Origin of the sequence: Streptomyces sp. NPDC050263 (genome assembly GCF_040655955.1) — a bacterium.
Lineage (GTDB): Bacteria > Actinomycetota > Actinomycetes > Streptomycetales > Streptomycetaceae > Streptomyces.
Genome location: NZ_JBFAKW010000030.1, coordinates 1 through 19,741 on the forward strand (window position 1 = coordinate 1; position 19,741 = coordinate 19,741).

At 72.5% G+C, this 19,741-nt stretch carries 13 protein-coding genes; 6 read left to right on the forward strand and 7 right to left on the reverse strand.

Going from position 1 to position 19,741, the window contains the following annotated elements; genetic code table 11:
• Positions 1–134: 134 nt before the first annotated feature.
• The gene (locus AB0J04_RS16190; RefSeq protein WP_363169069.1) at positions 135–569 is read right to left on the reverse strand and encodes a protease inhibitor; all 435 of its coding nucleotides are present in this window, start codon (positions 567–569) and stop codon (positions 135–137) included.
• 284 nt (positions 570–853) lie between these two features.
• Between AB0J04_RS16190 and AB0J04_RS16195 the strand changes: the two genes are divergently transcribed.
• The 3 genes from AB0J04_RS16195 (at position 854) to AB0J04_RS16205 (ending at position 4,487) form a co-directional block, all read left to right on the forward strand.
• Positions 854–1,447 carry a hypothetical protein gene (locus tag AB0J04_RS16195; protein ID WP_363169140.1) on the forward strand — a complete coding sequence of 198 codons (594 nt, stop codon included), beginning with the start codon at positions 854–856 and terminating at the stop codon, positions 1,445–1,447.
• A 157-nt stretch (positions 1,448–1,604) separates the two neighbouring features.
• Positions 1,605–3,194 carry a cytosine permease gene (locus AB0J04_RS16200; RefSeq protein WP_363169070.1) on the forward strand — a complete coding sequence of 530 codons (1,590 nt, stop codon included), beginning with the start codon at positions 1,605–1,607 and terminating at the stop codon, positions 3,192–3,194.
• A 123-nt stretch (positions 3,195–3,317) separates the two neighbouring features.
• Positions 3,318–4,487 carry a lactate 2-monooxygenase gene (locus tag AB0J04_RS16205; protein WP_363169071.1) on the forward strand — a complete coding sequence of 390 codons (1,170 nt, stop codon included), beginning with the start codon at positions 3,318–3,320 and terminating at the stop codon, positions 4,485–4,487.
• Between the two features lie 156 nt (positions 4,488–4,643).
• Here the strand turns inward: AB0J04_RS16205 and AB0J04_RS16210 are convergent, their stop codons facing one another.
• From AB0J04_RS16210 to AB0J04_RS16225, 4 genes are all read right to left on the reverse strand, one after another.
• Complete coding sequence (locus AB0J04_RS16210; protein WP_363169072.1) at positions 4,644–6,293, reverse strand: RICIN domain-containing protein; 1,650 nt, start codon at positions 6,291–6,293, stop codon at positions 4,644–4,646.
• 452 nt (positions 6,294–6,745) lie between these two features.
• Positions 6,746–7,123, reverse strand: coding sequence for a toxin Doc (locus AB0J04_RS16215; RefSeq protein WP_363169073.1), 378 nt, complete (start codon positions 7,121–7,123; stop codon positions 6,746–6,748).
• Positions 7,124–7,126: 3 nt separating this feature from the next.
• Complete coding sequence (locus AB0J04_RS16220; protein ID WP_093770867.1) at positions 7,127–7,372, reverse strand: hypothetical protein; 246 nt, start codon at positions 7,370–7,372, stop codon at positions 7,127–7,129.
• 121 nt (positions 7,373–7,493) lie between these two features.
• Positions 7,494–9,734: a glycoside hydrolase family 9 protein gene (locus tag AB0J04_RS16225; RefSeq protein WP_363169074.1), complete on the reverse strand. Its 2,241-nt coding sequence runs from the start codon at positions 9,732–9,734 to the stop codon at positions 7,494–7,496.
• Positions 9,735–9,914: 180 nt separating this feature from the next.
• Between AB0J04_RS16225 and AB0J04_RS16230 the strand changes: the two genes are divergently transcribed.
• Entirely contained in the window at positions 9,915–10,481 is a 567-nt protein-coding gene (locus AB0J04_RS16230; RefSeq protein ID WP_363169075.1) for a cysteine hydrolase family protein, read from the forward strand.
• A 68-nt stretch (positions 10,482–10,549) separates the two neighbouring features.
• Here AB0J04_RS16230 and AB0J04_RS16235 read toward each other — a convergent pair whose 3' ends face one another.
• Positions 10,550–13,636, reverse strand: a complete 3,087-nt coding sequence (locus tag AB0J04_RS16235; protein ID WP_363169076.1) for a glycoside hydrolase family 2 TIM barrel-domain containing protein — start codon at positions 13,634–13,636, stop codon at positions 10,550–10,552.
• Positions 13,637–13,872: 236 nt separating this feature from the next.
• Between AB0J04_RS16235 and AB0J04_RS16240 the strand changes: the two genes are divergently transcribed.
• Positions 13,873–16,281: a SpoIIE family protein phosphatase gene (locus tag AB0J04_RS16240; protein WP_363169077.1), complete on the forward strand. Its 2,409-nt coding sequence runs from the start codon at positions 13,873–13,875 to the stop codon at positions 16,279–16,281.
• Positions 16,282–16,351: 70 nt separating this feature from the next.
• Positions 16,352–17,647 (forward strand): SLC13 family permease, encoded by a 1,296-nt coding sequence (locus AB0J04_RS16245; RefSeq protein WP_363169078.1) that lies wholly within the window; start codon positions 16,352–16,354, stop codon positions 17,645–17,647.
• A gap of 8 nt (positions 17,648–17,655) precedes the next feature.
• Here the strand turns inward: AB0J04_RS16245 and AB0J04_RS16250 are convergent, their stop codons facing one another.
• Complete coding sequence (locus AB0J04_RS16250; RefSeq protein ID WP_363169141.1) at positions 17,656–19,641, reverse strand: ricin-type beta-trefoil lectin domain protein; 1,986 nt, start codon at positions 19,639–19,641, stop codon at positions 17,656–17,658.
• Positions 19,642–19,741: the final 100 nt, after the last annotated feature.

A 19,741-nucleotide genomic window follows, 5' to 3' on the forward strand; every position in this document is an offset into this window, starting at 1 on the left:
GGCCGGCGGGCGGCCCCACACCACCCGCCGGCCTCCTGGTGCGGGATCGCCGTGGTCCCGTGCCAGAGGCTCGCACTCCCCACGTCACGAGCCTGCCTCGGCCGTCCCCACGGGGACCCAGGCGATCCCGGCTCTCAGAACGCGAAGAGGCTGCTCGCGGCAGCGTTCCTCACGCACTCGTTGGCGAAGGCGCGCTCGAAGGAGACGCGCTTGCCCTGCCACACGCCGTCGACGGTGACGACCACCGGGTCGTACTGCTTGGTGCACATGCCGTCGCCCGGACCGGCCAGGGCGTCCAGGTCACCGCCGGCGGCGCGCAGTTCGGCGCAGGCGAGGGCCGCGGCGGGGTGGGTGCCGGAGGGCCTCGGCGCGCAGTTCAGGGTCACGGCCCGGGCGGCGTCGACGGTGGCGGAGCTCTCTCCGTGGCCCACGGTCAGCACGAGTGCCGACGGGGCGTAGAGGGAGGTCGGCGCTGCGGCCGGGGCGGCGAGCGCGGACCCGGTGAGGGGTCCGCAGACGGTGACGGCCGTGAGGCCGAGGGTCGCTGCCCAGCGCGCGGTGTTCCGCATTGTGTGCATCCTTCCGCTCGATTCGGGGGTGTGCCGCTCCGGCTCCGATCGGTGCCGAACGCGACGAGCGCGAGTCTGCCGAGTCCGCCGCCGAATCTCACATCGACCCCACGGGTTTCAGTAACCTTGCGTATTGAATCAGTGGCGTGAAGTTACGGAATTCGAACGTTCCAACGCCGGAAGCAAGCGCTTCATGATCCCTTCGGTCGACCCGATGACCGGTTTTCATAGCTCCGTTAATCGGCCTGAAACATTCCGCTCGCGAGCGGAGTAATGTTGATTACATAATTACAGCAGAGCAGAAAGAGAAGCTGAGGGGCTGGTTCGCGGGCCGGCTGCCCGACGACCTCTTCGACGAGCTGATCGAGGTGGCGGTCGACCGCGAGGAGATCACCGTCGTCGGCCGCATCCCCGCGCCCCGGCTGGCCGAGGACGCTCCGGCCGCCGAACGGGAGGCCGCCGTGGCCGCCCGGATCCAGGAGTTCCGGGAGCGCACCCGCGAGGACCGCATGGCCGTGGCCCGAGACGCGGAGCACCGGTTCCGGCGGAAGGTGTCCTGGGGCGTGGTGTGCGACGGGGAGCGCGCCCTGTTCACCCACGTGGCCGCGCCCGTCATGACCCGGCTGCGGCAGCCCGAGCGTCAGGTCCTCGACACCCTGATCGCCGCGGGCGTGGCCCGCAGCCGCAGCGACGCGCTCGCCTGGTGCGTCCGGCTGGTCCAGCGCCACACCGACGACTGGCTCACCGAACTGCGGGACTCCCTCGAACACGTCCAGCGGGTACGCGCCCAGGGGCCGGACGCGGACACGGATCCGGACTCGGACCCGAACGCGGAGGACGTGGCTGATTCGTCCAATCTCAACGCCCAAGAAGGATGATTCGTCCTCTGGCCGGGGTCTGTCCCAGCGCCGTACCTTCGGCAGACCCCGATGAGGACGGCATCCTCCGCGTCGCCCACCCCCGCGACGAGACGGCCGTCCCGTGTACCGCGCCACCCCGCGCTCCGCCGTCGACCGCCCCGTTGCTGGAGCCCCCTTGACCCCGCCGCCTCCCGAACCCGCCCCGTCCACGCCTGCGCCCTCCCTCACCGAGGTCGAGACCCACGGCGTGGACCGCATCCCCGACGCCGAGCGCACCGCGACCCCGCTCGACCTGTTCCGGCTCGCCTTCGGCGGCGCGAACACCTTCTCCACCTGCGTTCTCGGCTCGTTCCCGATCCTCTTCGGCCTCTCCTTCTGGCAGGGGCTCGCCGCCACCCTCCTCGGGGTCGTCGTCGGCGCGCTGATCCTGTGCCCGATGGCGGTGTTCGGCCCGGTCACCGGCACCAACAACGCGGTCTCGTCATCCGCGCACCTCGGTGTGCACGGCCGGGTCGTCGGCTCGTTCCTCTCCCTCCTGACGGCGATCGCCTTCTTCTCCATCTCGGTGTGGAGCTCCGGCGACGCCCTGGTCGGCGGTGCGCACCGGCTCTTCGGCCTCTCCCGCAGCGATCTGACCTACGCCGTCGCCTACGCCCTGTTCGCCGGGCTGGTCCTCGCGGTGTGCGTGTACGGCTTCCGGTTCATGCTCTTCGTCAACAAGGTCGCCGTGACCTCGGCGACCCTGCTGTTCCTGCTCGGCGCGATCGCCTTCGCCGGCGACTTCGACCCGTCGTACGCGGGCGTCTTCACGGACTCCGCGGACGCGGCGACCGACGCCCTGTTCTGGCCGTCGTTCTTCGGCGCGGCCCTGATCGTGCTGTCCAACCCGGTGTCGTTCGGGGCGTTCCTCGGCGACTGGTCGCGCTACATCCCGGCGACGACCCCGCGCCGCCGGGTGATCGGCGCCGCGTTCCTGTCTCAGATCGCGACCCTGCTGCCGTTCCTCTTCGGTCTGACGACCGCGAGCATCATCGCGACGAAGGTCCCCGAGTACGTCGATCCGGCCGCCCCCGACTTCGTCGGCGGGCTGCTGGCGATCTCGCCGACGTGGTTCTTCCTGCCCGTGTGCCTGCTCGCCCTGATCGGCGGCATGTCCACCGGCACGACCTCCCTCTACGGCACCGGCCTGGACTTCTCCTCGGTGTTCCCGCGACTGTCGCGCGTCCAGGCGACCGTGCTGGTCGGCGTGCTGTCGATCGTCTTCATCTTCGTCGGCCGGTTCGGGCTGGACCTCGTCCAGTCCATCTCGACGTTCGCCACGATGATCATCACCTGTACGACGCCGTGGATGGTCGTCATGATGCTCGGCTTCTGCACCCGCCGCGGCTGGTACGACCCGGAGGCCCTCCAGGTCTTCAACCGCCGTCAGCGCGGCGGCCGTTACTGGTTCGCGCACGGCTGGAACTGGCGGGGCATGACCGCGTGGTGGGTGGCGGCCGTCCTCGGGGTGCTGTTCACGAACATCCCGGGCCAGTTCGTCGGCCCGCTCGGCGACCTGGCGAACGGCATCGACATCGGCCTGCCGCTGTCCCTGGCCGTCGCCGCCGTGCTCTACCTGACGCTGCTGCGGATCTTCCCCGAACCCCGGGCGGTGTACGGCCCGCGGGGGCCGCGGCTGGCCCGGACCGTGGAGGTGCCGGTGCCGCCGATCACCGGACCGGGCGCGCCGACCGAAGAACGCGCGACCGAGCCGCTTCGCCACTGACCCGCGGAACCGCTGAACTGCTGAACTGCTGACCGGTCCCCCGCGCGTACCCGCCGGTATGGTCGCCGTGCGACGCACGCTCGACGCGCTCGACCACGGACGACGAGAGGCGGGACCGACCGGATGGCCAAGCACTGGGGAGACTTCCAGTACGAGATCTATCTCAACGGGATGACGGGCGCGGTGCCCCGGCTGCCCACCGACCTGACCCGGCTGGAGGAGCTCACCGAGCAGCGCCTCGGGCCGGGTCCGGTCGGCTATGTGGCGGGCAGTGCGGGGGACGGCAGCACGGCGCGGGCGAACCGGGCGGCCCTGGAGCGCCGCCGGATCGTGCCGCGCATGCTGCGGGACGTGCACGAGCGGGACCTGTCGGTCGAGGTGCTGGGCCGCGCACTGCCCGCCCCGCTGGCGCTCGCGCCGGTGGGCGTGCTGTCGATCATGCACCCGGAGGCGGAGTCCGCGGCGGCCCGGGCCGCGGCCGCGCAGGGGGTGCCGTACATCCTGTCGTCGGCGTCCAGCACGCCCATCGAGCAGGTCGCCGAGGCGATGGGGGACGCCGAGCGCTGGTTCCAGCTGTACTGGTCCAAGGACCGTGAGGTGACCCGGAGTTTCCTCGGCCGGGCGAAGGCGAGCGGGTTCACGGTGCTCGTCGTCACCCTGGACACCCCGATGCTGGCGTGGCGGCCGCGCGACCTGGACCAGGCGTATCTGCCGTTCCTGCACGGCGTCGGCACCGCCAACCACTTCACCGACCCCGCCTTCCTGGCGGGTCTGGCCAAGCCGCCGCACGAGGACCCGAACGCGGCCGTCCTGCACTTCGTCGGCCTGTTCGCGGACCCCGCCAAGACCTGGCCGGACCTGGCGTTCCTCCGGGAGAACTGGGACGGCCCGATCGTCCTGAAGGGCGTCCTGCACCCGGACGACGCCCGGCTCGCCGCCGACGCGGGCATGGACGGCGTGGTGGTCTCCAACCACGGCGGCCGCCAGGTGGCCGGCTCGGTGGCGGCCGCCGACGCGCTGCCCCGGATCGCCGCGGCGGTGGGCGACCGGCTGACCGTCCTGTTCGACAGCGGGATCCGCACCGGCGACGACGTCTTCAAAGCCCTGGCTCTGGGCGCGCGGGCGGTCCTGCTGGGCCGGCCCTACGTGTACGGCCTCGGCCTGGACGGACAACCCGGCGTCGAGCACGTCATCCGCTGCCTGCTCGCCGAGTTCGACCTCACCCTGGCCCTGTCCGGCCACGCCACCCCGACGACCGTCGGCCCGACAGACCTGGCCGACGAGCCACGGTGAGCTCCGACTGACGCCACGCGGCCGGGACGCAGCGCCCACGCGCCGCGCCCGGGCAGCAAAACCCCGCCGGACCGGCGACGGCCGACGGCCGATCCGCCCGCGGGCACGCAACGGCCCACGAGGTCGGCGGCTCGTCGGCGGCCGGGGTTCGGGCGCTCAGGCCGTTCCGTCTGCCAACTCGATCGGCTGGGCCGACGGTGGGGCGTCCGTGCCGGTGACCGCCAGGGAGCCGGGAGTGGCGGTGGGGGTGTCGGTCAGCCAGCGTTGGCCCGTGGAGTGGTCGCGGACCTTGACGACGACGTCGGAGCCCGCGACCTCACCGGCGGTCGCGAGGGCGAGCGCGTCGTCCCAGCGGGGCAACAACTCGCCCTGGACCGTGAGGTCGTAGCGGACGTCGTCGCCGCGGGCGTCGGTGGCGTCCGCGCACGCGCCGAGCATGACCACGCCGGCGTCGACGTGCGAGTCCACGCACAGGTCGGGGTGGGCCGCGCTGCGCAACTGTCCGTCGTCGCTGTACGACCACAACTGCGTGTCGTCGGACGAGCAGGCGGCCAGTTCGACGGTGGCCCCCGACTCCGCCTCGCCGTTGATGTCGAGACACAGGTCGGCGGCGGCGTTGCGCAGCCGGGTCTGCTGCGGTGCGGTGGGCAGTTGGGCGGTGTCGGGGGCCGTCGGCCCGGCGGTGACGGACGGCAAGTCGACGCCGGGGACGCTGCCGCTGGTGGAGGCGGCCGGGTCGGCGCCGCCGTCGTCGGACCACATGCCGGCCGCGAGCAGCGTCGTCAGCAGCCCGGCCGAGGCCAGGCCGACGCCGGTGAACAGGGCGCGCGGGGAGCGCGGCGAGCGCTCCTCCCCGGACGTTCGGCGGCGGGGCGAGGGAATGCGCGAGAGCAGGTTGCCGCCGCGCTTTCCGCGCGTGCCGCCCCCGCCGCGATGCCGGGCGGAGCCCTTGAGCCGTACGGGCTGCTGCTTGGTGCGGCCGGGGCGGGTGTCGTGGTAGCGGCGGGCGCCCCAGCCGAGCACCGCCTCGGCGAGCAGCAGGCCGAGGCCGCTCTCGAAGTGGCCGAGCTGTTCGGCGGCGGAACGGCAGTAGCGGCACTCGTCCAGGTGCTTGCGCACGTCCGGCAGGAGATCGCCGCCGCGCCGGATGGGCGCGTCGAGGAGCCGGTTGTAGAAGCGGCAGTCCTTGCTCGGCGCGAGTTCCGCGTGGGCGCGGACGACGCCCTCGCGGAGCTTTTCCCGCGACTGTTCGAGGGCGGCGGCCACCGCGTCGGTGTCCATGCCGAGGAGCCCGGCGGCGACGGTGATCTGCTCGGCCTCGACCTCCACGTGCCACAGGACGCAGCGGGCGACCGCGGGCAGGCTCTGGAACGAGCGTTCCGCCAGCACCCGGTTCTCCGGCGTCATGGACTTCGCGGCCCGCATTCCCCGCGCGCCGGCCGGCTTGCGCAGCACCGGCAGTACGCCGGACAGCCCCTCGTCGGCGGACCACATCCCGGCCATATCCCGCACGGTCACCAGCAGCCGGGGGCGCAGCGCGGTTCCGGGCTCGCCCAGTTTGAGCCGGTCGAGGACCTGGTGGAAGGCGCCCGCGGTGAGCATGGAGGCCACGTTGCCGGAGGAGGCGAGGCAGATGGCCGCGTACTCGTGCACCGGCCGCCAGTGCCGGGCGATCAGCAGGGCGGTGGACTGGGCGACCTCGCTGTCCGCGCCGCCGCGTATCCCGGCGGCGAGGGACTCGTCGGATTCTCCGGGGCCCGCGCCCGGCGGAGGGTACGGCGGAAGAGGAGGTTGAGCGGTGGGCACTGAGCGAGTTCCTTCGGTACGTACCTGTTCGGTGCGGCAGGGAGCGCGAGTTCGCCTCCGCCGACGAACGCAGGGGACCCGGCCTCGACCCCCCGCACGGGTGGTTCACCTTTGCACAACTAAGTCGTGCGCAACAAGGCGGCCGCCGAAGCCGCGCTTTGTTGATGGAAAGTCGATAAGCGTAAATCAACTCCCACCGTTGGTCGCGCCTTTCTGCGGCCTTGAGGAACCGCGCCGGCGTCCGGGCCGACATCCGCCCCTGCGCCCCGTGTGAATCACGCGCACGCGGCGGAGTCCCGCGCACGCTCCCGGCCCACCGGCCCGCGTAGTTGGCTGGAACCGGCCACTTCCTCGGAGGCCCCGCGCAGGACGGCGGCTCTCCTGCGCGAAACGGCCGCCGGCCCTGCTCCTCCCGCCCGGGGCCGGCGGCCCACAGCACTGTCGGCGCGCGCCTATATCTGCCAGGACCTCAACCGGTCCGCCGCGCCGTAGACGTCGGTCTTGCCGTCGATCAGGTCCCGGGCGAGGTCGACGAGCGCGCCGTAGGGCGGGTCGATGCCGACTCCGCTGGTGAACATGTACGCCACCGCCGTCGCGCAGGCGAACCGGGCGTTGGCCGAGGGCAGCGGCTTGAGCAGGGTGAGGGTGTGCAGCAGCGCGGCGGCCCGCCAGGCCGGATCGGAGTCCACGCCGAGTTTCGGCGGGTCGACCCGGTGCCGGGCGACGGCGGCGACCAGCGCCGAGAAGTCGTTGACGGTGGGCTGCTCGGGCAGTACTTCTTCGTGGCGCTGGAGCAGCCAGGGCACGTCGATGTGGATGACGGATGTCATCGGTCAGGCGACCCGCCCCTCGCCCTGGACGGAACGTTCGTCGTCGGGGAAGGCGGCTGCGAATTCGTCGGCATGGGACGCGAAGAACCTGCGGAAGGCCTCCGCGCCCTCCTGGAGCGCCCGGTGCCGCGCGATGTCGGCCGCGGCCGCCTCTCGCACGAGTGCCTTCATCGACGTGCCGCGTTCCTTGGCGATCTGCCGCAGGTCCTCCAGCTCGCGATCGCTGAACTCCACATTGAGGGCTGGCATGCCCTTCACGGTACCGCGCGGGTACTTACTCGTAAATATCCCCAGGTCAAACTGATGACCGCGCGGTACCGCAAGGTGGTCTACCGGTGCTCCGCCCTGCCCGCTCCTGATCGGAGCGGGTCTATCCCTGATCCGCCACGAAGGACGCCATCCGGGTCAGCGCCGCGTTCCAGTTGATCGCCGTCTCGTTCGTCGACCAGGACTGGATGTCGTCGATATAGCAGAACTGGCCCACGCAGCCCTGGAGCTTGCTCTGCGCATAGGGGTCCTGGATGCTCGAGTTCGGTCCGCCCGCCAGGGTGCCGGCCGGCGGGTTCGGCAGGTTCGGGTCGAGCTGGTGCGCGTACCAGCGGCTGTGCTGGTTGTGGGAGTCGACGTCGCCGTAGCCGGTGACGTAGGAGATGTTCAGCGCGTTGCGACCGAGGACGTAGTCCATGCTCTGGACGGCCGCGTCCCGGTACTTCGAGGCGCCGGTGAGGTCGTAGGCGGTGGCGATGACCACGGCGTTGTTGAGGACCTGGTGGCTGGAGCCCCAGTCGTAGCGGTTGCCGTCGGGCGCGTAGGGCATGCCGTACGGCTGTGCGGCCAGCGTGGCGAGGTAGGCGTCGGCGCCCCGCACCACCGAGCGGCGCACCTGGTCCCGGCCGGGCAGCTTGTTCGGGACGGTCGCGAGGTCGAGCCGGCCGGCGGCTGCCGTACGGGACCAGTCGAAGCCGTTGGGGACGAAGATGTCGGCGGTGTGCGCCGGGGAGTTCAGCACATGGTCGGCGAACCGCTTCTCCCCGGTGGTGAGATACAGCTCGGCGGCCGCCCAGTAGAACTCGTCGGTCGCGTCGTCGTCGTTGTAGGCGCCGCCGCCGTTGCCGTCGGCCGGGTCGGCGTGGACGGCCGGGTGGGCGAGGGCCGCCGTCCAGGCCTTGCGCGCCGCCGTGAGGGCCCTCGCCGCGAACGCCTTGTCGTAGGGCCGGTAGAGCCGGGCCGCCTGGGCGGCCGTCGCGGCCAGGTTGAGGGTCGCGGCAGTGGTCGGCGGGTGCAGTTCGCGCTTTTGCGGGTCTGCGCTCGGCAGCAGCGGCAGACCGGTCCACTGTTCGTCGTGGATCTTGTGATGGGCCATGCCTGCGAGGGGCTGCCCGTCCGGCACCTGCATCTTCAGCAGGAAGTCCAGCTCCCAGCGGGCCTCGTCGAGGATGTCCGGCACCCGGTTGCCGCTCTCGGGGAGGGCGAGCGCGCCGTCGCCGAGCTTCGCCGGGCGGCCGGTGCGGGCGACGAGGGAGCGTTCGTAGGTGCTCAGCAGCTCCCAGGCGGCGATGCCGCCGTTGACGACGTACTTGCCGTGGTCGCCGGCGTCGTACCAGCCGCCGGTGACGTCAAGGGTGTAGTCGCACACCCCGCTCTGGCAGGGGACGGCCGAGTCGCCCTGGTTGGGGGCCACGCCCACATGCCCGGCGGGCCTGCCGTAGCCGGGGCGCAGGTCGTCCCGGATCGCGATGCCGCTGCGCTGTGTGTAGTAGTACTTCGCCGCGTCCAGCCGCAGTCGCTCGTAGCCGGCCGCGCCGATGTCGAAGGGGTGGCTGGTCTCGCCGTCGGCGACCAGTGCGAAGCCGGCGCCGGGCTTGCGGTAGGCGCCGAAGTCGATGGAGTGGACGTGCTGGCCGGAGGAGACGTCGAGGCCGCGCGGCACGCTCCAGCCGTGCGCGACCGTCGCCCCCGCGCCGTTCTTCAGCTGCCAGGGCAGCTTCGCGGCGGCGTCGGTGACGAGCGTGGCGTTCTTCGGCCCGGCGGGCAGATAGCCGACCTGGTTGACCCGCACCCGCGGCCCGGTGTCGGGCTCGTAGACCTCCGGCGGCACCCCGCCCAGCAGCGAGACGTCGTCCAGGCAGAACCGCCAGGGATCCGCGCTCCCGCCGACCTGGAAGGCGACCTGCCCCTGTGCGCTGTCGACCGGCGAGGTGAACGTGTAGGAGTACGAGCCCCCCGCCGCGTCCAGCACCGGGCTCGCCTCGTACCAGGTGTCGTACGGGGCCGCCCCGAGGCCCACGATCGCCCGCACCACGTGCCCCTCGGGCACTCCGGAGGCCCTGAAGGAGAAGCGGTACGACGACCCCTTCACCAGGGTGATCGCGTCCTGGCCGACGGCGGAGTCCCAGCGGTCGACGGTGCCGCCGGGCACGTCCGCGCAGAGTCGGCCGTCGGTGAGAGCGCCGGTGACGTTACTGGTCCACCACGGGTCGGCGGTCGTGTCGAAGCCGCCGTTCCTGACCTGCTCGACCTCGTCGGCGCCGGCCTGTTGCACGGGCAGCGCGGTGAGCGCCGCGCCCAGCAGGGCCGCGAGGGACAGCAGGGCGGTGCTGCGTCGTTTCACGTCCGGGCTCCTCGGTCCAGTGGGAGCGCTCCCAGGGAGGGGTCGCAGGACATGTTTGTTGCAGTCATGACACTCCGTCAACAGGTCGGACGAGATGACCTCGGGGCCGTTGTCAGTGGTGCGTCCTATTGTCGGCGGCAGGAGCACTCGTCGCGCACACGAAGAGGAACGGGAACCGCCATGACCACCCTGCCCGACCGGCCGAACACCGCCCTGCTCGTCATCGACATCCAGAAGGGCGTGATGGCGGGCACGCCCCGGCGCGACGAGGTGATCGCCAACATCGACACCCTGATCGACGCGGCGCGCGCACAGGACGTGCCGGTGATCTGGGTGCAGCACTCCGACGACGACCTCGAACGCGGCAGCGAGAACTGGGAGTACGTCGAGGATCTGGTCCGGCTCGGCTCCGAACCGCTCGTCCACAAGACCTACTTCGACTCCTTCGAGGACACCGAGCTGGAGTCGCTGCTCGCCGAGCGCGGGGTGGGCCGGATCGTCGTCACGGGGGCGCAGACGGACGCGTGCATCCGCTCGACCCTGCACGGCGCCTTCGTGCGGGGGTACGACGTCACGCTGGTGGGCGACGCGCACACCACGGAGGACCTCAGCGAGTACGGCGCTCCGGCCCCGGAGCAGGTGATAGCCCACACCAACCTGTACTGGTCCTGGCAGAGCGCGCCCGGCCGCAGCGCGGGCACGGTGGACACGGCGAAGGTGACGTTCGAGGCGGCCGAGGCGGGCTGAGGGGCCAGGCGGTGTCCAGCCGGTTCCTTTCGGCCCGAACACCGCCTGCCCCTGCCCGGTCGGATCGGCTACGCCTCCAACCTGCTGATGCGAACGGCCCCTTGCACCGTGCCGGGTGCGCTGCTGGTCAGCGTCAGCCGCAGCTTCGAGCCGCGCACGGGGGCGAAGGTGAGTGCCGTCGGCGCGTCCGAGGCGGTGGCCCAGTCGACGGCGGCCCCGGTGACCGGCACATACCGCTCGCCGTCGAAGACCTCGACCTCGACGGACGCGGGCAGACTGTGCGTGGCGTCGACGGTGAAGGACACCTCCACCCGGCCGAAGTCCCGGGCGCGCCCGTAGTCCACCGACACCCAGTCCTCGGGCCGGGCTCCGTTGAAGGCGGGCAGCAGGGCCGTGGCCGCCTTGGCGAAGGCGTTGGACCAGCCGGTGGCCGGGTCGCCGTCCAGCATGGCGGCGGGCAGGGTGTCCGGGCGGCCTGAGTAACCGGCGTCCGCGGAGGGGAAGTTCGCCGGCCCCGGGAGGTCGGGGGCGAAGGCGGCGGCCGGGGTGGCGGCCGTCGAGCGGGCGGGCGTGGCGCGTACGGCGACCGTGCCCTTGCGCAGACCGTCCACGCGCGCGGTCACCTTCAGCGCGCCGGCCCCGGTCCCGGAGCGCACGATGGCGAGGGCCTTGCCGCAGAACGCGGTGCGGGTGCTGGCCTGGTACCGCTCGGCGCTCTCCTCCCGCCCGTTGTCGAGGCCGGCGAGGGAGCCGCCGGTCACCTCGAAGGAGATGAGGTGTTCGGCGTCGGGCACCACGGTCCCGCGTGCGTCGACCACGTCGGCGGTGACGAAGACGAGTGAACGCCCGTCCGCCGGCAGGGACCTGCGGTCCGCGGTGAGGCGGACGGCGTGCGGGGCGCCGGCCGTGCGCAGCCGGTCGACGGCGACCGTGCGGCCGTTCCTGCGCGCCACCGCCTTCAGCTCACCCGGCGCGTACGGCACCTGCCAGGTCAGATGCAGCTTGCCCGCGCTGCCGTTGGGGCTGGTGTAACTGCCGGGGTAGGGGCCCGTGGTGAAGGTCTTGTCGTCGCCGGTGGCCTCGGTGGTCTCCAGGTAGCGGCGGCCGTCGACGGTCTTCTTCGTGTCGAACTTCCGCGCCCCCAGGGACTTTCCGTTCAGGTACAGCTCGACGGTGTCGACGTTGGAGTACGCCCACACCTCGACCGTGTCGCCCGCCGCGTGGTTCCAGGTCGTCGGCAGCAGATGGACCATCGGCTCGTCGACCCACTGGCTGCGGAAGAGGTGGTACATGTCCTTCGGGAAGCCGGCCGTGTCGACCGCTCCGAAGAAGGACGCCTTCACGGGGAAGACGTTGTACGGCGTGGGCTCGCCGATGTAGTCGATGCCGGACCACAGGAACTGCCCGGTGAACCACTTCCGGTCGCGGTCCTTCTTGTGCCCGTACTCGCCGCTCATCGTCCAGGAGGCGAGGTTGTTGTCGTAGGACGAGGTGGCGCGCTTGCCCGGGGTGTGGTTCTCGCCGGTGTTGAGGTGCTGGGGCTCCTGGTACGTGCCGCGGGTCGAGGTCTCCGAGGAGGACTCGGACTCGAAGAGGAAGAGGTGCGGGTAGGTCGCGTGCAGGACGTCCACGGACTTGGCGGTGTTGTAGTTCAGGCCGAGGCCGTCCAGCTTGGCGAGCATCAGGTCGGCGGCGGAGCCCTTGGCGGGCGGGGTGCGGTACTTGTCCGAGCCGATGATCAGCGGGCGGGTGTCGTCCACGGCCCTGATCGCGGTGATGATGCGGTCGGCCATGGCGAGACCGGCGGTGGAGGTGGAGTCGGTGATCTCGTTGCCGATGGACCACAGGAGGACGGCGGGCGAGTTGCGGGCGGCGAGCACCATCTCGGTGGCGTCCTTCTCGCACCACTCGTCGAAGAACCGCCCGTAGTCGTACCGCGTCTTGCCGGTCTTCCAGCAGTCGAAGGCCTCCACCAGCATCACGATGCCCAGTTCCTCGCAGACCTGGATCATCTCCGGCGACGGCGGGTTGTGGGAGGTGCGGAAGGCGTTGACGCCCATCGACTTCATGATCGTCATCTGTCGGCGGACGGCGTCGACGCTGATCGCGGCGCCGAGCGCGCCCAGGTCGTGGTGGAGGTCGACGCCCTTGATCTTGGCGTGGGTCCCGTTGAGGTGGAAGCCCTCGTCCGGGTCGAAGCGGAAGGTGCGGATGCCGAAGGGGGTGCGGTAGGTGTCGGTGCGTCGGCCGGCGACGCGCAGTTCGGTCTCCAGGGTGTAGCGGTGCGGGGTCTCGAAGTCCCAGCGAAGGGGGTCTGTCACGGTGAGTTCGTGGGTCTCCGTGACCCGGTCGGTCACGGCCACCGTGGAGGAGGTGCGCGCGACCGTGCGGCCGCCCGGGGCGAGGATCCGGGAGACGACCTCGACGTCCGCGCCGGCGCCGGACGCGTCGGCGACGGTGGTCGCGACCCGGACCACGGCCCGTTCCTCGGTGATCTCGGGGGTGGTGACACAGGTGCCCCAGCGGGCCACGTGCACCGGCTCGGTGACGACGAGCCGGGCCTCGCGGTAGATGCCGCTGCCGGAGTACCAGCGGCTGCTCGGGAGCCGGTTCTGCACCTTGACCGCGATGACGTTCTCGGTGACGCCGTCGGTGTGCAGCAGATCGGTGAGGTCGAAGGCGAAGCCGGTGTACCCGTAGGGGTGCCGACCGACCTCGGTGCCGTTGCAGTAGACGTAGGAGTCCATGTAGACGCCGTCGAACTCGACCGAGATCCGCCGGCCGGCGTCGGCGGGCGGCAGGGTGAAGACGAGGCGGTACCAGCCCAGGCCGCCGGGGAAGAAGCCGGTGCCGCTGGTCGTGCCGTGCTGGGTGGTGGGGGTCTGCTCGATGCTCCAGTCGTGCGGGACCGCCACCGCGCGCCAGGTCGAGTCGTCGTAGCCGGGGGCGGCGGCGTCCGCGTACTGCCCGGTCGGGTCGGTGATCCCGCCCGGGTTGGCCAGCGCGAACCGCCAGCCGTCGCGCAGCGGGACCGTGCGTCGACCGGGGGCGCTCGCGAGGCCCTCGGCGGCCTGCGCCGCCGGGATGCCGAGGAGCGCTCCGGCGGCGGGTGCGGCCGCGGAGGCGAGTAGGACCGATCTGCGAGTGACCGTCATGGTCGGCTCTCCCTCATCAGGAACCAGAAGTACTCACAACTGATCGTTAACAAACAGAATCTGACGACGCGCCACTCCGGCCCGTCAAGGGCGCGGAAAGCGCGTTCCATCCAGACCGTGCGGAGAGAGGCGGGCGGGGGACGTGGGGCAGGCGGCCGCGCGGGAGCCTCACGCACTAGGCTGGAGCCCGAGTTATGCACTTGTTCACTGTGCGTAAGGGCGATGGAGCGGCGACGATGAGCCCGGTGGATCCGTTCGACGATGCCTCGACCGCGCGGGCCGTCATCGACGACCGGGGGAACGTGGTCCGGTGGGGCGCCGGCGCCCGTCGGCTGCTCGGGTACGAGGCGGCCGAGGCCGTGGGCCGTCCCGCCGCCGACTTCCTGGCCGACGCCGACGCCGACGTCATCACCGACGCGGACGCGGACGGAGACGTCGGCGCGAGCCCGCTCGCCGTACCGGTCGGCCCTCGATGGAGCGGCACGCTGGCCCTGCGGCACCGCGACGGCCACACCGTGTCCGTCTGGCTGCTCGCCCTGCGCCGGCCGCCGCACGGCTGGCAGGCCGTCGTCCCGCCGGCGACCGCGGACCTCCACCCGCCGGACGACGCGCTGACCTCGGAGGCGATGCGACAGTCCCCCTGCCCGATGCTGGTCTGCGACCGAGAGCTGCGGCTGCGCTGGATCAACGACCGGATGGCCGAACTGATCGACCTGCCCACCCACCCGGTCACCGGTCTCAGGATCACCGACATCGGCGTCCGCCGGGAGAACGCGGAACTCGAGGAGCAGCTGAACGACGTGCTCGCGACGGGCCGGCCGCGGGACATCGAGAACTACCTCCGCCCGAGCGGCCTGCGGAACGCCTCCGCTCATCTGACCCGGCTCGCCCCTCTCACCGACGCCGCCGGCCGGGTCCAGGGCGTCTGTCTGACCGGCCATGACTTCACCGAGCACTACCTCGCCCGCGAGCGGCTGCGGCTGGTCAACGAGGCGAGCCTGAGCATCGGCACCACCCTCGACGTGACCCGGACCGCTCAGGAGCTGGCGCGGTTCTGCGTCCCCGCGCTCGCCGACTTCGTCAGCGTCGATCTGCTCGACCCGCAGGACGGCGTGGAACCCCCGGCCCGGTTCGCACCGCCCGTGCGGCTGCGGCGCACCGCGCACGACTCGGTCAGCCCCGGCACCCCGGAGGCCGTGGCCCGGCCGGGCGAGGCGCAGGACTACCCGGCGGGGTCGCCGCAGGCCGACTCGCTGGTCGCGGGGCGCAGCATCGTCCGCACGGTGGCCGGCGGCGAGCTGGACGCCTGGCTGACCTGGGACACCGCGCGCGCCGCCCGGGTGCGGGAGCTCGGCATCCACGGCACGATGTCCGTGCCCATCCGGGCGCGGGGCGTGACCCTGGGCGTCGCCGTCCTCACCCGGTTCCGCCGGCCCGACCCGTTCACCCCGGACGACGTGCTGCTGGCCGAGGAGGTCACGGCCCGGGCCGCGGTCTGCATCGACAACGCCCGCCGGTACTCCCGGGAGCGCGAGACGGCCCTCGCCCTGCAGCGCAGCCTGCTCCCGCGCACCCTGCCCCGGACGGCCGCCGTCGAAGCCGCCTCCCGCTATCTGCCGGCCGCCCGCGCCGGGGTCGGCGGCGACTGGTTCGACGTGATCCCGCTGTCCGGGATGCGCGTCGCCATGGTCGTCGGCGACGTCGTCGGGCACGGCGTCCAGGCCTCCGCCACCATGGGCCGGCTGCGGACGGCCGTGCGTACCCTCGCCGACATCGATCTCGCCCCCGAGGAGCTGCTGACCCACCTCGACGACCTGGTCCTCAGGCTGTCGGAGGAGGCCGGCGGGGAGGGCAGCCCCGGCGAGGTCGGCGCGACCTGTCTGTACGCGGTGTACGACCCGGTGTCGCGGCGCTGCGTCCTGGCGCGGGCCGGGCATCCGCCGCCGGTGGTGCTCCGGGCGGACGGCATGCCCCGGCAGGTCGAGCTGCCCGCCGGTCCCCCGCTGGGCCTGGGCGGACTGCCGTTCGAGTCCGCCGAGCTGGAGCTCGCCGAGGGCAGCGTCCTCGCCTTCTACACCGACGGTCTGATCGAGTCCCGGGAGCGGGACGTGGACACCGGTCACCGGCTGTTGTCCGAGGCCCTCGCGGCGCACTCGGACTCCCTGGACGAGACCTGCGACCGGATCCTGCACACCCTGCTGCCGCCCGGCGGCGCCGCCGACGACGTGGCCCTGCTGCTCGCGCGCACCCGGGGCCTGCCCGCCTCCCAGGTCGCGACCTGGGACATCCCCGCCGACCCCGCGCTGGTCGCGCCGATCCGCAAGCAGGTCGTCGAGCAGCTGTCGAACTGGGAGCTGAGCCAGGCGTCGTTCACCACCGAGCTGGTGGTGAGCGAGCTGGTCACCAACGCCATCCGGTACGGCTCGCGCCCCATCCGGCTGCGGCTGATCCACGACACGACGACGCTGATCTGCGAGGTGTCCGACAACAGCCACACCGCCCCGCATCTGCGCCGGGCGAAGACCTGGGACGAGGGCGGCCGCGGACTGCTGCTGGTGGCCCAGCTCACCCAGCGCTGGGGCAGCCGGCACACCCCCGAGGGCAAGACGATCTGGGCGGAGCTGTCGCTGTTCGAGGAGGAGTGAGGGCGCCGGGCAGCGTGTCCGGGGCTCTTACCCTCCCGTGTTTTGATGGAGGAGCACCCGGACCTCTTCGATGGGCGGGCACCGCCAGATCCCGTCCCGGAGTACCGCCCTGAACACCTCGCTCGCCGAAACACTGTCCGTCGTCCTGCTCGTCGCCGCGCTCGGGTGGGCGGTGCTGCGTCCCGCCGGGCGGTCGGAGGCCCTGGTCGCCGTCCCCGCCGCGGCCGTGGCGATCGTCCTCGGGGCGGTGTCGCCGGAGCACGCGCTGGCGGAGGCCGAGCGGCTCGGGCCGGTCGTGGGCTTCCTCGCGGCGGTGCTGGTGCTGGCGCACCTGTGCGACGTCGAGGGACTGTTCACGGCGTGCGGGGCGTGGATGGCCCGGCGGGCCGCCGGCCGCCCGCGGCGCCTGCTGGTCGCGGTGTTCGTGCTGGCCTCGGTGATCACGGCCGTGCTCAGTCTGGACGCGACGGTGGTGCTGCTCACGCCGGTGGTGTTCGCCACCGCGGCGCGGATGGGCGTACGGTCCAAGCCGCACGTCCATGCGTGCGCGCACCTGTCGAACACGGCCTCGCTGCTGCTGCCCGTGTCCAACCTCACCAACCTGCTGGCGTTCACCGCGAGCGGGCTGAGCTTCACCCGGTTCGCCGCGCTGATGGCGCTGCCGTGGGTGGTCGCGGTCGGCGCCGAGTACCTGGTCTTCCGGCGCTTCTTCGCCGACGATCTGCCCGCCGTCGAGCCGGTCGTGGACGACGGCCCGGCGCCCGAGCTGCCGCTGTTCGCGCTGGTCACCGTCGGCTGCACGCTCGCCGGGTTCGTGGTGGCCTCGGCCGTCGGGATCGAACCGGCGTGGGCCGCGTTCGCGGGCGCCCTGGTCATGGCCGGGCGCGCGCTGGTGCGGCGACGGGTGACAGCGGTCGCCGTGGTGCGGGCCGCCGCGCCGGGCTTCCTGGCGTTCGTGCTGGCCCTCGGGATCGTGGTGCGCGCGGTGGTCGACAACGGGCTCGACGACGCGCTGCGGCACGTCCTGCCCGGCGGCTCGGGCCTGCTGACGCTGCTGGGCGTCGCCGCGCTGGCCGCCGTCCTGGCGAACCTGATCAACAACCTGCCGGCGGTGCTGGTCCTGGTGCCGCTCGCCGCCCCGGCCGGGACCGGGGCGGTGCTCGCGGTGCTGCTCGGGGTGAACATCGGCCCGAATCTGACGTACGCCGGGTCGCTGGCGACGCTGCTGTGGCGGCGGGTGGTGCAGGAGCACGCGGAGCGGGTCGAGGTCGGGGAGTTCACCCGCCTGGGCCTGCTCAGCGTGCCCGCCGCGCTGATCCCGGCCGTCGTGGCGCTGTGGGCCTCGCTCCAGGTGATCGGCGGCTGACCTCTCGGTCAGTGGCGCCCGCCGTAGCCGTACCCCCCGGAGCCGTTGCCCCAGCCGCCGTAGCCGTATCCGGAGCCGCCGGAGGAGTCCGCCGACTGGCCGCCCCATGAGCAGTAGTACCAGTAGGGGTACGTGCAGGACGTGTTGTTCGAGCCGGACGACGAACTCGACGGCGCCTTGGTCGTCGAGGTCGCGGACGGCGTCGGCGTGGCCGTGGGCGGCTTGGCCGACTTGGGGGTGGGGGTGGGCTCCGGGGTGTCGGAGGAGGTGCTGTCGATCCCCCAGTTGACGAACTGCATCTGCGGGTCGGGCTGCGAGGTGTCGATCACCCAGCGCTGGGCGGTGCTGTCCACCCGGTTCTTCAGGACGAGGGCGCCCGACCCGTCGGTGGCGGCGGGCGCCAGCGCCAGGTTCTGGCCGGAACGCGGGACGAGCGTGCCCTGGAGCGTGAAGTCGTAGCGGACGTTCTTGGGATCGGGCTGGTCGGCGCCCGCGCACGCGGCCAGCCGGATCGAGTAGCCGAGGCTGGAGTCGAGGCACAGGTCGGCGTTGGCCGCGCTGCGCAGCAGACCGTCCGGTTCGTACGACCACTGCTGGCCGGCCGCCGAGGAGCAGGTGGCGAGGGTGACCTCGGTGCCGCTGACGGCCTTGTCGCCGACGATGCCGATGCACAGTCCGGAGGCCACGTTGTGCAGCCGGCCGCGCAGGGTGCCCTGGGCGTCCTCGCCGACGCCGCTCAGGATCGGGTCGGTGGTGGCCGTGTCCGTGCCCGGGGCCGGGGTCGCCGTGTCGCTGTTGGCGGTCGGGGCGACTTCCTCCCCGGAGCCGATGGCGGCCCACACCACGAGCGGCAGGACGACCAGACCGCTCACCGTCAGGACGGCGGCGGCGAGGTTGCGGCGGCGGGCGCGGCGGGCCGCCTTCTGGGCGAAGCGACGCGATCCGGGAGGGGCTTCCGCGCCGGACGCGGCGCCGGTGCGGGCGACCACGCCGGAGCCCGATCCGATCCGGGCCAGCGCGCCTGCCCGCAGTCCGCCGCGGGAGACCGAGCCTGCGTCTCCGCCGGTGCCGCGGGCGACGACCGCCTGGGCGCCGTCGAAGGCCTCGCCCGTATAGCCGTGGGTCTGCTCCGCGGCCGGGTCGGCGGATTCGCCGTCGCCGGCCACCCTGATGCCCACGTAGGCCGCGGCGGCCCAGCCCAGGATCCCCTCGGCCAGCGCCGCGCCGAGCAGTCCCTCGAACTGGTGCAGCTGGTCGGCGGTGTGGGCGCAGTGCCGGCACTGTTCCAGGTGGCCGCGCAGGTCGGGGTCGAGGTCGACGCCGCCGCGGCGGCAGGTGACGTCCAGCAGTCGGTGGTAGCGGTGGCACTCGTCGTCGGTGGCGAGTTCGCGGTGCACCTGGAGGCATTCCTCGCGCAACCGCTCGCGGGCCCGGCCCAGTTCGACGCAGGCACCCTCCTCCTCCATGCCCAGCAGACCGGCCGGGACGGCCAGCGGCTCGGCCTCGACCTCGGTGTGCCAGAGCAGGCAGCGGGCGGACTCGGGCAGCCGCTGGAACGCCCGGGACAGCATGCGCCGGTGCACGGGCGGCAGCAGGAGGGCGGCCGCGCGCTCGCCGTCCTCGCCCTCGGAGCGCAGCGCGGGATGCAGCAGGTCGCGGCGGCCGTCGGCGTCCCATTCGGCGGCGACGCGGCGCACGGTGACCAGCAGGTGGGGGCGCCACGCGGCGGTCGGCCCGTTCTGCCGGAGGGTCTCGCCGAAGAGTCTGGTGAAGGCGGCGGTGGTGAGCATGCCGGCCGCGCGCTCGCCGTGGGTGCACAGCCGTGCATAGGCGAAGGCGGCCTCCCAGTGACGGTCCAGCAGCTCACCGACGGGATGCAGCGCGGGTGACGCTCCCGTCCATTTCTTCAGCTCCGAGCTCAGCTGTTCGTCCGTCGCGTCGAAGCGGCGCGCCGAAGCGGAATTCGACAGGCCTGCGTCATTCACGGTCTGCATTCCTTCCGGAGGCATGCGGCATAAAGTCCATACCATCGGGTATGCGATCCCGCCCACGAGGCGGCATCGACTCACACAAGGTTCGGCACCTCTGACGTCC